Raw genomic sequence first — 13078 nt, forward strand, 5'->3', positions numbered from 1 at the left:
GGCCAGTAAGGCGGTGATCTTTCCGATCTTGTCGTTGAAAGTCCGAACCTGCGAAAAGCTTCATGAGAATTTCGACGGGCAACCCAATAGATTCATTACCGAAGGCCAGAGCATTTCCACTTCGACCATGAGAATTACCATGGTCCAGCAAGGCCTTAGTCCCGGAGGTATTTTTAACTACGGTACCGTGCCTGACTATATGTCCGGCCCTGCTATCGTGATGTGTTACAACCAAAACGGGTTTTCAGTGCCGCCGCAAATACTGGCCCTGACGTTTCACACGCCGTGTATCTGTTTGCGTTTTGCTTATGTTCACCTCGATGGTACTACCACGCTGCGCTTTTATGATCAGGCAGATAATGTTCTAGAAAAACGGGTCTTGGACTCCGCCTTGGGTGGCAGGCATCAATGGGTTGAATTCAAGTCCACGAGGTCCAGGCCTCTTGTGAAAATGACGGTGGAAACGGGTGACCATTGCTACATGGATAATTTTGATATGTGTGTCGTAGGACCAGCCTGACGAGCAGGGCGAAATGCGGAGCTGTGAAAGGCTCCGCTTTTGTTTTGAGCGAGGGCAAAAAGTCACTTTGCTCCAAGGATTTTGACCAACTTCTCCGGCGAAGGCGCCCCTTGTTGCTGCTGCAACCCACCCTTGTCATCCAGATAGAAAATCGCCGGTGTCGCGGACAATTCCAGCTCATCCATCAACTTCATATTCCCATCGAGCTTGGCCTCGATATCCGCCGGGATCTTGTCCAGTGCCTGCAACTTGCTGCCCTTGCCAGCGGCTTCGTGTTCTTCCAGGGCTTTTTGCGGGTCTTTGGCGGCGAACAACGCAGCCGATTTGCCCGGGCTGTCTTCGCGGATGATGCCGACCATGATGTGGCGCAACTGCACCTTGCCGGCTTTTACCCACGGGCGGGCCTGTTCCCAGAACATGTTGCAGTAAGGGCAGTTGGGGTCGCTGAACAGGTAGACGATGCGGGGGGCTTTAACGTCGCCGTCCTGGATCCAGCTGCTTTTTTCCATCTTGGCCCAGACTTCCTTGGCCATCGGCGCGTACACCAGTTTTTCCAGGGGCGCGCTGCTCAGGTCGTTGCCCTGGGCGTCGTACAGGTTGCCGGCGAGCACGCTTTTGCCGTCGGCGGTCAGGTAGAGGGCCATGCCGCGGTTCTGGTACTGGGCGGCGTAGCCGGTGAGGCCGCTGGGGGCGTCGAACTTGCCGAGGATCTTGGCGCCCTTGGCTTCGATCTGTTTGATCGGCACCGGCCAGTCTTCGGCCTGGGCCAGGGTAGCGGCCAAGGTCAGTGGCAGCAGGGTCAGCAGGTGGCGGAGGCGAGGCATGTCGGTTTCCTTGTGGCGGCGGGGGCGTTGTCGAAGGGTTCCATGGCGCGGGCCAGGCTGGCCTGGGACAGTTCGCCCAGGTGGCTGTTGATCAGGCGCCCATCGGCTTGGTAGAACAGGGTGGTCGGCAAGGCCATGGAACCCACGGCCTGGCCGAGGCGGCCGCTGGCGTCGAACAGCACGTTGTCGAGGGTCAGGCCCTGGGTGGCGAGGAAGGTGCTGACGCTTTGCATGCTTTCGGCCTGGTTGACGAACAGGAAGGTCACGTCGGGCCGCTGGTGTTGGGCGCGCTCCAGTACCGGCATCTCGCGACGGCACGGCGGGCACCAGGTCGCCCAGAGGTTGATCACCAAAGGGCCGCCTTTATAGTCGGCCAGTTGCACCACGTCGCCATTGGCGTTGCGCAAGGTGATGTCCGGCAGTTGCGTGCCCTTGTCATACAGGCTCAGGGACAGGCTGGCCACCCCCCAGAACACCAGCCCGGTGACTACGCCGGCACCCAACGGTGTGCGCAGCGCAGGGCGGCGCCAGCCATACAGCAGCGCGCCGAGTATCAGGGCGATCACGCCGGGCCAGGGGAGAAAACCGCCATCGCGCAGGTCGACCATTTGCAGCGGGTCGTGGCTGTACTCGCTCCAGTACATCAGCACAAAGCTGAGGCGTGCTACCAGCATGCCCAGCAGGAACAGGCTGAACAGCACCGACTCAGGGTTTTCCCCGCCACGCTTGGCCACGCGCCAACCCACCAGGGTGGCGAGAATCAGCGCGCTGATCAGCAGGATATGATTCAGGGCAATGGCGAAGGTGCCGATGGTCAGGGTCAGCATCAGCGCGCGTCCCGGGTTTGCGTCCAGCGTTGCAGGAAGGCGGCGGCATCCACTTCGCCGGTGATGCGTTGGGCGCGGCGTTCTTCACCGTCGGGGCCGATCCACACGAAGCTCGGTGGCCCCGGCACTTTGTAGCGGCCGAGCAGCTCGCGGCTGGCGGCGTTGTCGGCGGTGACGTCCAGACGCAGCAGGCGCACGTCTTTCAGGGCGTCCATCACGCCGGGTTGGCCGAACACTTGTTTTTCCATGATCTTGCACGACACGCACCAGTCGGCGTAGTAGTCCACCAGCACCCATTGACCCTGGGCCTTGGCGGCGTCGAGCTGGGTTTGCAGCACGGCCGGGTCGTTGATGGTCATGAACGCATCATGGGCGCTCGCCGTGGTGGCAACACGCGAGCCGCTGTAGACCTTCAGCGGTTGCCACAGGTCATCGCTGCCACCGGCCGCGCCCACCACCAGCACCGCGCCCCACAGGCCCAACAGCAGGGAACCGGCGCCGAACACCTTGGCCGCCAACCCGTATTCGCGAGCGAGGGTCCAGCCGCAGTAGGCCATGACCAGCGCCAGTGCGCCCCATAGGCCGAGCCACAAGCTTTCGCCGACTACCGGGCGAATCATCAACACGGCGGTGCCGAGGAACAGGAAGCCGAAGATACCCTTGAGCACATTCATCCAGGTGCCCGGCTTGGGCAGGAAGCGGTTGCCCACGGTCACCAGCAACAATAACGGCACGCCGATGCCGATACCCATGGTGAACAGAATCAAGCCACCGTGCAGCGCGTTGCCGCTCTGGGCGATATACAACAGGGCACCGGCCAGGGGCGCGGTCATGCACGGGCCGACCAACAGGCCGGACAGCGCCCCCAGAACCCCGGCGCCGACCAGGCTGCCACCGCTTTGCTGGCGGCTGACGTTGTCCAGGCGATCACGCAGGAAGGCGGGCAGTTGCAGTTCAAAGAAACCGAACATCGGCAGGGCGAGGATCACGAACAGCGCGGCGAAACTGCCCAGGATCCACGGGGTTTGCAGCAGCGAGGCCAGGTTGCCGCCGAGCAGCGCGGCCAATACGCCAAGCGCCGCATACACCAGGGCCATGCACACCACATAACTGCTGGCCAGGGCAAAACCACGGCGCGGGCTGGCGCCACTGCCCACGACCAGGCCGGCGAGAATCGGCAGCATCGGCAACGAACACGGTGCAAACGCCAGCAGCAGGCCCAAACCGAAGAACACCAACAGGCTCCAGCCCAGGCTGCGCTGTTGCAGGCCACTGGCCAGGCTCTGGTCCTGGGCCAGGGTAGTGGCGGCAGCGGCCGGGTTACCGCCCAGGTCCACGGTGATTGACTGCGGTGGGTAACACAGGCCCGCATCGGCGCAGCCCTGCCAGCCCAGCTTGACCTTACCGGTGACACCGGCGGGGATCTTCACTTCCAAGCCCTGGCGATACACTTGCTGCTCGCCAAAAAACTCATCGCTATGGGCTTCACCCTGGGGCAGGGCCGGTTTTTCGGTGAGGCCGTCGAACTTCATGCGTTGCTGGTACAGGTAATAACCGTCGGCAATCTGCCAATACAGCTGGGTCTCGCCGCTTTCCAGGCGTTCGGAGGTAAAAGTGAAGGCTTTGCCCACCGGGAGGAAGTCGGGTTTGGTCTCAAACGGATTACCCGGCGCTGCCTGGGCGAATCCTGCGAACAACACCAGCAAAAAAGTAAACAGATGCCGCATGGTCAAGCCTTAGTTCGATGCAAGTGAGGCACACAATGTGTGGCGTTGATTAACCGATGATTAACCGGCGCTATTCTAGAGTGTAGGGATAATCTGGGCGCGCCTCTTTTCACGGCATAATCGGCACTTAATCCGCCCAACCTTTAATTCCCCCATCTTTTATGAAGGGTTCAGCATGCACGTACTGGTCTGTGAAGACGATGAACTGATCGCCAGCGGCATCGTAGCCGGCCTGACCGCCCAGGGTTTTACCGTCGAGCGCGTCGCCTCGGCCGCTGCGGCGCGGGCCATGCTCAAGGCTGCCACGTTCGACATCATGGTGCTCGACCTCGGCCTGCCCGATGAAGATGGCCTCAAGCTGTTGCAGCAGCAGCGCAGCCAGGGCCTGGAAATCCCGGTGCTGATCCTCACCGCACGCGATTCAGTGACCAACCGCGTCGACGGCCTGCAAGCCGGCGCCGACGACTACCTGCTCAAGCCCTTCGACCTGCGCGAACTTGCCGCCCGCCTGCAAACCCTGCTGCGGCGCGTGGCGGGGCGCAGCGTCAACCTGATCGAACACGGTCGGCTGGCCTACGACCCGAGCAGCCGCGAGACCTTCCTGGGCGGCCAACCGGTGGACTTGTCCCGTCGCGAGCAGGCGCTGCTGCAAGCCTTGTTGCATAACAAGGGGCGCGTGCTGTCCAGCGAGCAGCTCAAGGACAGTGTCTACGGCTTCAACGACGAGCTGGAAAGCAACGCCCTCAACGTGCACATTCATCACCTGCGCCGCAAATTGGGCAACGGCATCGTCGAGACCGTGCGCGGCCTGGGTTATCGCCTGGGCACGGCTGACGGTGGAGAGAACGCCTCGTGATGAGCCTGCGCCTGCGCCTGACGTTTAAATTGGGCGCTGCTTTTGTGTTGATCTGGGTCCTGGCGGCGGCCTGGATGCTCAACGACCTGCGTAACCAGATGATGTTCTCCCTTGACCAGCGCCTGGTGGCATCGGCGCGCATGGTCGCGGGGTTGACCGAACAGATGCCGGGCCTGGCCAGTGTGAGCGGCGGCACGCACCTGCGCACCGAGCAACTGAACGTACCGGGCGGCATGGCCTGCCAGGTCAGCTCGTTGCGCGGCGAAATCCTGGCGCGCAGCCATGTCACACCGGAGGAAGGGCTGGAGTCGCGCAAGAGCGGCTTTCGCGATCAGGTCATCGACGGCGTGGGCTGGCGCAGTTTTACCCTCTCTCGCGGTGATTTGCTGATCACCACCGCCGACCGCCAGGTGGAGCGCGAGGCGTTGAACCTGTCGATCCTGCTGGCCGCCTCGGTGCCGGTCGGTGTGGCCTTGCTGGGCTGCCTGTGCCTGCTGTGGCTGGGCATCGGCCAGAGCCTGGTGCCGCTCAACCGCATGCGTGACGCCTTGATGCGCCGCAGCGCCGACTCCCTCGAACCGTTGCAGATCCACCCGTTGCCCAGCGAACTCAAGCCGCTGCTCGACACCCAGAACCAACTGCTGCAACGCATCGCCAAGACCATCGAGCGCGAACGTCGCCTTACCGGTGACGCCGCCCATGAACTGCGCAGCCCGCTGACGGCGATCAAGACCCACCTGCAAGTGGCGCGCATGACCGAAGGCGCGGCTCGCGATCAGTCACTGGCTCATGCTGAAGAGGGCGCCGACCGCCTGCACCGTACCCTTGAACAGTTACTGCTATTGGCGCGGGTGGAGGGCAATCTGTCGTTCGACGACGGCATGCATTCCAGCGCCGAAGAAGTGGCGCGCCTGGCGATCCAGGACGCCAACGCAGGCGACAACCGGCGCATTGACCTGATCCTGCCCGACAACCTCTCGGTCACCCCGGTGGAAATGCCGGTGGGCCTGGCGGTCGCGGCGCTGCGCAACCTGTTGGACAACGCCTTGCGCCATACCCCGGCGGATACACGGGTGGAACTGAGCGTGCTGACGGCGACCGATAACGTAGTCTTCCGGGTACGTGACCATGGCAAGCAGATCTCCAGCGAAGACCTGCAATACCTCACACAGCGTTTCTGGCGCAACGGCAACAGCGAGGGCTGTGGCCTGGGCCTGGCGATTGTGCAGGCCATTGTCCAGCGTTGCTCCTGCTCGTTGAAGTTCGACAGCCAGCCGGACGGCCTGCGAGTTGACCTGGGTATGCCGCTGCGACGCTGACCTGTTCTTTTTCAAGTGCCAAATAGTTACTGCCTTCCTGGCGTTCAGCCGTTCAGGATGGCGGTAATTTTTTTGCGCTCTAGCGGGCTGAATGACTCGGCCTGTACTGAAAAAGGACGATCCTTATGTTGGTCATCGATAGCAGTTTTCCCTCCAAAGATTTCAATGAACGTAACGGCGAGCCCGTGGGGCAGGTTGTGCTGCACTACACGGCGGCGCCGTTCGCCTCATCCCTGAATACGCTGACCCAGGGTGGCGTCAGTGCGCATTATTTGTTACCCGACCCGAATGAACCCGGCTACCACGCCGCGGGTTATGACGAACTGCGGGTATTTCGCCTGGTGGATGAAGGCAAACGCGCCTGGCACGCCGGTGTGAGCCACTGGGAGGGGCGGGACAACCTCAATAGCCGGGCAATCGGCATCGAGATCGTCAACGTGGCGCGGGATGACGGCGGTGTGTTTACCTTTCCGGCATACCCTGAGGCGCAGATCGAGGTGCTGATTGCCCTGCTGCGCGACATTCTTGGCCGCTATCCGCAGATCGAGCCGACCAACGTGCTCGGCCATTCGGATGTGGCGTATTGGCGCAAGAGCGATCCGGGGCCGCAACTGCCTTGGCGGTGTTTGTATGAAGCAGGCATAGGTGCCTGGTTCGATGAGGCGACACGGGCCATGTATCAGCGCCGGTTTTGCCTGGGGTTGCCGTCGGAGGTAGAGGTGGAGCGGGCGTTCCAGCGGTACGGTTATGCACCGGCGAAGAATCGGCAGATGTTTGAGCAACGGACTCGGGCGTTTCAGATGCACTTTAGAACCAGGGATTTTTGTGGGTTTCTGGATGCAGAAACCTGCGCGATTCTGTATGCATTGAATGAAAAATACCGCGGGCTCTGACGCATACGCTATCAAAAAAGTGGGAGGAGCAAGCCCAAATGTCAGTCCGTTAAGCAGTGGGATGTCGAGCGCAGCCTCTGTAGTGAGCGGGCTTGCCCCGCGCTGGGCTGCGAAGCGGCCCCACCCCCAGGCACCTCGGTCATTCTGAAACACCGCAGCGTCCTTGTTAGGGCGGCTTCGCCCCCCAGCGCGGGGCAAGCCCGCTCACTACAAGAGTTTGGTCGCTTGGGGCTTCATTTGCCTGTTAGCGACCACTGTCCCTAAATCCTTTCCTCGCTGGTGCGTTTCCAGAACAGGAATCAGATGAGGGATCGAGTAATGTCCGTCGCTATCAGCCATATCGAAGACACGCAGCTTCACGAAACGCTCTACCAATTTGAAGAAACTCCACTGCTGGCCCGCCAACGCCAACAGGAATCCAACGCCCGTAGCTACCCGCGACGTATCCCCTTGGCGCTCAAGCGTGCCAAGGGTATCTACGTGGAAGACGTGGAAGGCCGCCGTTTCATCGATTGCCTGGCTGGCGCCGGCACCCTGGCGTTGGGCCATAACCACCCGGTGGTGATTGAAGCCATTCAGCAGGTGCTGAGCGACGAGTTGCCGTTGCACACCCTCGACCTGACCACACCGGTCAAAGACCAGTTCGTACAGGACCTGTTCGGTCTTTTGCCTGCCGAGCTGGCGCGGGAAGCGAAAATCCAGTTCTGTGGGCCCACCGGTACCGATGCAGTGGAAGCCGCGCTGAAACTGGTGCGCACTGCCACCGGCCGTAGCACGGTCTTGTCATTCCAGGGCGGTTATCACGGCATGAGCCAGGGCGCGTTGAGTTTGATGGGCAGCCTGGGGCCGAAGAAACCCTTGAGTGCCTTGCTCGCCAATGGCGTGCAGTTCCTGCCGTACCCTTACGATTATCGCTGCCCGTTCGGCTTGGGCGGCGCGGAAGGCGTGCGGGTCAACCTGCATTATCTGGAAAATCTGCTCAATGACCCGGAAGCCGGCGTAGCGCTGCCGGCGGCGGTGATTGTCGAAGTGGTGCAGGGCGAGGGTGGGGTGATTCCCGCCGATCTCGACTGGTTGCGCGGTCTGCGGCGTATCACCGAACAGGTCGGTGTGGCGTTGATCGTCGATGAGATCCAGAGCGGCTTCGGCCGTACCGGCAAGATGTTTGCCTTTGAACACGCCGGCATCATCCCGGATGTTGTGGTGATGTCCAAGGCCATCGGCGGCAGCCTGCCGTTGGCGGTGGTGGTGTATCGCGACTGGCTCGACACCTGGCTGCCAGGCGCTCATGCCGGGACGTTCCGTGGCAACCAGATGGCGATGGCCGCGGGTTCGGCGGTGATGCGCTACCTCAAGGAGCACGACCTGGCCGGTCACGCGGCCGCCATGGGTGAACGCTTGGCTGAACACTTGCACATCCTGCAACGGGACTTCCCGCAACTGGGGGATATTCGAGGGCGTGGCCTGATGCTCGGCGTGGAACTGGTGGACCCGAACGGCACACTCGATAGCCAGGGCCATCCACCGGTGCATCGCCAACTGGCACCGCTGGTGCAGCGTGAATGCCTCAAGCGTGGCCTGATCCTGGAGCTGGGTGGCCGCCACGGCAGCGTGGTGCGCTTCCTGCCGCCGTTGGTCATTACCGCCGCCGAAGTCGACCGGGTCGCCGAGATATTCGGGCGTGCGCTGGCCGCGGCAGTGGCCGGCCTCTAATTTTTCTGTGCCCTGATACGTTTCTACAGATATCAACGCTGCGCGCAGTGCGCAGCCAGCCTTTGAGCGACGGAGAACCGCAATGACCTCAGTATTTGACCGCGACGACATCCTCTTCCAGGTTGTGGTCAACCACGAAGAGCAGTATTCCATCTGGCCCGACTACAAGGCCGTGCCGGAAGGCTGGCGCACCGTGGGCAAGAGCGGCATGAAGAAAGAGTGCCTGGCCTACATCGAGGAAGTCTGGACCGACATGCGTCCGTTGAGCCTGCGCCAGAAGATGGACGGTGCGGCGTTGGCCAACTGATTCACTGAACTCCAATGTGGGAGGGAGCAAGTCGAATCGTCGCACCGCCCCTCCCACAAAAAAGCACTATTGCGGTGTGTTGGTGTAGAGATAATCCGTCGCCGCCTAATACCTCCCCCTCTTTATTGTTGTTGATCTTTCTCCTGCACGCTGCCGGCGGTTACCACCTGCACACTCAAGCGCGGTGTCGCCAGGTCGAGCCCTGCTTCATCCAGGTGGCGCTTGAGTGACAGGTTGAACGCCCGCGACACTTCCCACTGCTTGATCGGGGCGGTTTTAAAGCGCGCCCGTAGGATGGCGCTGCCGGACTCGAAGCTTTCCACGCCCTGAATCTCCAGCGGCGACCAGATGTTGCGGCGTTGCAGCGGGTCGTTGCGCATTTTATGGCCGACATCGCGCATCAGTTTGATCGCGTCGTCGATTTCCATGTTGTAGGGGATCGCCACCCGGAAGATCGCGTAGCCGAACTCCCGGGAGTAGTTCTTGATGCTTTTGATTTCACTGAACGGAATGGTATGCACGATGCCATCGATGTCGCGCAGGCGCACGGTACGGATGGTCAAGCCCTCGACGGTGCCGAGGTGGCCGCCGACGTCCACGTAGTCATCGATGGCCAGGGAGTCTTCGATGATGATGAACAGGCCGGTGATCAAGTCCGCTACCAGCGACTGTGCACCAAAACCGATGGCCAGACCGATTACACCGGCACCGGCCAGCAGGGGGGTGACGTTCATGCCCATGTTCGCCAGGGCGACGATGGCGGCGATGATGAAGATGGTCACGAACAGCACGTTGCGGATCAGCGGCATCATGGTTTGCGCGCGGGCGTTGGCCAGGCCTTTGCGCGAGCGGGTCAGGGCGTGGTGGATCGCGGTGTCGCTGAGGATCCAGATCAGCCAGGCAAACAGCAGGGTGCCACCCAGCCCGAACAGCTTGACGCTGATCTCATGGCCGTCGCCTTCGGTAAAGCGGATCAGCGACAGCCCCCATACACGCAGGCCCAGTTCGATAAACACCAGCCAGACCACCAGGTGGGCCAGGGTGTAGACAAAGCTTTTCAGGCGTTCGGAGTACAAGGCATGGCGCTTGTGCCCGCGTTGCGGCTTGAGGGCGTGGCGGCGTACCAGGCCATTGATCACCATGCACAACACCAGCAGCACCGTGCACAGCAGTGACTGACGTAACGCGGTGCTGGTGTCGCCCGCCGACAGGAACGTGGCGAACAGCGAAATACCCACCAGCAGCAGCGCCGGCAGATACCAGAAGGTGCCAATGATGGACAGGGTGTCGGTGAGGGCGCGGCGTGTGAGGCGGCGCGACAGTGGTTGGTTGCGGATCAGGTGCGCGATGGGGCGGCGGAAACGCAGGATAAACACGCCGGTGGAGAGCGCCGCCATCACATTGGCAACGGTGGCGGCGGTGTGGGCCAGGTGCTGGCCCAGCGCTGTTACCAGTCGCGGGTCGCTCAAGGCTTCGCCGAAGGCGGCAAAGCTGCCGATCCACCACAGCGGACGGAACGCCTGATGGCGCAGGATATACAGCGCGCGGTGACGGTGCGGGCCGTCGAGCACGGAAAAGGCAATCACGCAGATCGCCGAGAAACAGGTGCCGACCACCAGCGCATAGGCCAGCACCATCGCCAGGGATTTACCCAGGGAAGAAGGCAAGGCGTAGCTCAGGTACACCGTGATGATCAACGCGATCATCCATGGCCCCAGCTTGCGCAGGGCGAAGCGCACCATGTCCCAGGTACGGGGGTGCTGTGGCAGCTCTTCCGGCAGGCCGAAACGTTCGCGTACACGGTGGCTGAGCCATATCAGCGCCGCCGCCAACAGGCTCCATAGTGCCAGGATCACGGCAAAACCGAAGATGATCGGCAGCCATTCGCTGGCCGGCATCATCAGGGCGCTGAGTTCGTCCTTGGCCTGGTCGACTTCATTGGACCAGCGCGCCAGTGGGCTGTCGGCCCCGGAGAACTGCGCTTCAAGGCCTGCCAGCGTGCCGCCGATCAAGCCGAGCACGCCCTCTTCGGCGGCCGGTTGTGCCTTCTGCGTGGCAGCGCGCAGCTTCTTCAGGTCGCTCAGCAGCTGGGTGCGCTGCTGGTCGTTTTCCAGGGTCTTGATCACCTCGTCCAGCGACTGCCCCAGGGGGACGTCGGCCTGGGGTTGGGTCTTGGTGGCGTTGCCCAGCAGGCCGGGCAAGCCCACGGCTTGGGCAGGCGCGAACGGCAGCAGGGTGAGCAGGGCGATCAAGGCATAGCAGGGCAGGGCGAACAGACGGGAGAGCACGAGGCGGTCAACCTTGGAAACGACGAATTGACCGAGTGTACGAGGCCGCTATGCCCAATGCGAGTGCATTTGTCATTCCGCCAGTTTGGCGAGGATCTTGTAAACCACGGTGCCCAGGATCAGCAGCATGCCGATCCACATGCCAAACACGCCGACCGGCTTGTCGCGAAAGTTGAAGCCTGTCGCCAGTAGGATCATGCCGATCAGGATAGGGATGAGCATGGCGTGGAAGGAGGACATGGAAATCATGGCAGGGGATAGCCTTGTCGGAGTGGGAATACTGACAAGTCTAGGTCGGATTACAGAAAATTGGGTTGATGTGTGTCAGGTGGAGTTCGGTGTGCTTAACATCGCCATCGCGGGCAAGCCCGCTCCCACAGGGAAATGCATTCCAAACGGTGGGAGCGGGCTTGCCCGCGATGGTCGCGCCTCGGTCTTAGGGCAAGTCGCGACTCGCGTAGAACGCGCCCAGCACCTTCACCAAATGCGCCAGGTCATGACTGCCGCACAGTTCACGAATCGAGTGCATGGCAAACGTCGGCAAGCCAATGTCCACGGTGCGTACGCCCAGGTGGCTGGCGGTGATGGGGCCGATGGTCGAGCCGCAGCCCATGTCACTGCGTACCACAAAGCTCTGCACCGGGACTTCCTGGGCCATGCACAGATGGCGGAAGAAGCCGGCGGTTTCGCTGTTGGTGGCGTAGCGCTGGTTGCTGTTGACCTTGATCACCGGGCCAGCGTTGAGTTTCGGGCCATGGTTGGCGTCGTGTTTCTCGGCGTAGTTCGGGTGCACGCCGTGCGCGTTGTCCGCTGAAACCAACAGTGATTTCTGAATGGTGCGTACGAATTCATCACCCTCAGGCAACAGGCGGCGCAGGGTCTGTTCCAGCATCGGGCCATCGGCACCGCAGGCGGAGCAGGAGCCAACCTCTTCGTGGTCGTTGCAGACGAGCACACAGGTTTCGTCGGTGTCGCTGGTGAGCAAGGCTTGCAGGCCGGCGTAGCACGACAGCAGGTTGTCCAGGCGCGCACCGGCGATAAAGTCGCCGTTGAGGCCGATGACGGCTGCGCTTTGGGTGTCGTAGAAGCTCAGCTCATAGTCGAGCACCACGTCGGCGTTCAGCCCATGTTCCCGTGCCAATTGCTCGGTGAGTACGGCGCGGAAGTCCACGCGCTCGTCACCGGCGAATTGCGCGAGGATCGGCGGCAGCTCGGTCTGGGCATTGATCGCCCAACCCTGGTTGGCTTCACGGTTCAGGTGAATGGCCAGGTTGGGGATGATGGCAATCGGCAACTTGAAGTCGATCAACTGGCTTTCGACCTTGCCGTCACGGCGGAAGGTGACGCGGCCGGCGAGTGACAAGTCGCGGTCGAACCACGGCGCCAACAGTGCGCCGCCGTACACTTCCACGCCCAACTGCCAGAAGCCCTGGCGTTGCAGCTCCGGCTGGGGCTTGACCCGCAGGCACGGGCTGTCGGTGTGGGCGCCGACCAGGCGAATCCCACCTTGCAGCGGCGAGTGACGGCCGAGCTTGAAGGCGATGATCGAGGAGTCGTTACGGGTGACGTAATAACGGCCGTTGGGTTCGGTGGTCCAGGTATCGCGCTCGTCGAGACGCTGGTAACCGGCCGCTTCCAGGCGCTGGGCGAGGGCGGCAGTGGCATGAAAAGGAGTAGGGGAGGCCTTGAGGAAGTCGATCAGGCCTTGATTCAACGCTTCGCGCATAAATAGCTCCAGACAGCAATGCGCGGAGTTTACCGTATTGGTTTGACTCGGTGTCTAGAACTGACACAGAACTAAATG

General features: G+C 61.9%; 12 protein-coding genes. 6 read left to right on the forward strand and 6 right to left on the reverse strand.

Going from position 1 to position 13078, the window contains the following annotated elements; translation table 11 throughout:
- On the forward strand, window positions 1-520 hold a 520-nt coding region (locus tag ACRESD_RS02675; protein ID WP_431749507.1), incomplete at its 5' end, for a hypothetical protein.
- Window positions 521-582: 62 nt separating this feature from the next.
- Here the strand turns inward: ACRESD_RS02675 and dsbG are convergent.
- The 3 genes from dsbG to dsbD are packed head-to-tail and all read right to left on the reverse strand — an operon-like array spanning window position 583 to window position 3898.
- Entirely contained in the window at window positions 583-1344 is a 762-nt protein-coding gene (gene dsbG / locus ACRESD_RS02680; RefSeq protein ID WP_431749508.1) for a thiol:disulfide interchange protein DsbG, read from the reverse strand.
- The gene (locus tag ACRESD_RS02685; RefSeq protein WP_431749509.1) at window positions 1320-2171 is read right to left on the reverse strand and encodes a prolipoprotein diacylglyceryl transferase family protein; all 852 of its coding nucleotides are present in this window, start codon (window positions 2169-2171) and stop codon (window positions 1320-1322) included. The genes dsbG and ACRESD_RS02685 overlap by 25 nt, the downstream gene beginning before the upstream one ends.
- Window positions 2171-3898, reverse strand: a complete 1728-nt coding sequence (gene dsbD, locus ACRESD_RS02690; protein WP_431749510.1) for a protein-disulfide reductase DsbD — start codon at window positions 3896-3898, stop codon at window positions 2171-2173. The genes ACRESD_RS02685 and dsbD overlap by 1 nt, the downstream gene beginning before the upstream one ends.
- 175 nt (window positions 3899-4073) lie before the next feature.
- On the opposite strand from dsbD, the gene ACRESD_RS02695 reads away from it, so the two are divergent.
- The 5 genes from ACRESD_RS02695 to ACRESD_RS02715 all read left to right on the forward strand — a co-directional run bounded on the left by ACRESD_RS02695 (window position 4074) and on the right by ACRESD_RS02715 (window position 8986).
- Window positions 4074-4754 carry a response regulator gene (locus ACRESD_RS02695; RefSeq protein ID WP_431749511.1) on the forward strand — a complete coding sequence of 227 codons (681 nt, stop codon included), beginning with the start codon at window positions 4074-4076 and terminating at the stop codon, window positions 4752-4754.
- Complete coding sequence (locus ACRESD_RS02700) at window positions 4754-6073, forward strand: ATP-binding protein (RefSeq protein ID WP_431749512.1); 1320 nt, start codon at window positions 4754-4756, stop codon at window positions 6071-6073. Before ACRESD_RS02695 ends, ACRESD_RS02700 begins: the two co-directional genes overlap by 1 nt.
- Window positions 6074-6198: 125 nt before the next feature.
- Entirely contained in the window at window positions 6199-6966 is a 768-nt protein-coding gene (locus ACRESD_RS02705; RefSeq protein ID WP_431749513.1) for an N-acetylmuramoyl-L-alanine amidase, read from the forward strand.
- 318 nt (window positions 6967-7284) lie between these two features.
- The gene (locus ACRESD_RS02710; protein ID WP_431749514.1) at window positions 7285-8679 is read left to right on the forward strand and encodes an aspartate aminotransferase family protein; all 1395 of its coding nucleotides are present in this window, start codon (window positions 7285-7287) and stop codon (window positions 8677-8679) included.
- Window positions 8680-8761: 82 nt separating this feature from the next.
- A complete protein-coding gene (locus ACRESD_RS02715; protein WP_003192847.1) occupies window positions 8762-8986 on the forward strand; it encodes an MbtH family protein in 225 nt (74 codons plus the stop codon).
- Window positions 8987-9108: 122 nt separating this feature from the next.
- On the opposite strand, the gene ACRESD_RS02720 is transcribed toward ACRESD_RS02715, so the two are convergent.
- The 3 genes from ACRESD_RS02720 to ACRESD_RS02730 all read right to left on the reverse strand — a co-directional run bounded on the left by ACRESD_RS02720 (window position 9109) and on the right by ACRESD_RS02730 (window position 13000).
- Entirely contained in the window at window positions 9109-11274 is a 2166-nt protein-coding gene (locus ACRESD_RS02720) for a mechanosensitive ion channel family protein (RefSeq protein WP_431749515.1), read from the reverse strand.
- 72 nt (window positions 11275-11346) lie between these two features.
- Window positions 11347-11523, reverse strand: a complete 177-nt coding sequence (locus ACRESD_RS02725) for a hypothetical protein (RefSeq protein WP_431749516.1) — start codon at window positions 11521-11523, stop codon at window positions 11347-11349.
- 187 nt (window positions 11524-11710) lie between these two features.
- On the reverse strand, window positions 11711-13000 hold the full coding sequence (locus ACRESD_RS02730) for a M18 family aminopeptidase (protein WP_431749517.1): 1290 nt from the start codon (window positions 12998-13000) through the stop codon (window positions 11711-11713).
- Window positions 13001-13078 lie beyond the last annotated feature (78 nt).

The sequence above is a fragment of the Pseudomonas sp. genome, from assembly GCF_050739995.1.
Taxonomy (GTDB): domain Bacteria; phylum Pseudomonadota; class Gammaproteobacteria; order Pseudomonadales; family Pseudomonadaceae; genus Aquipseudomonas.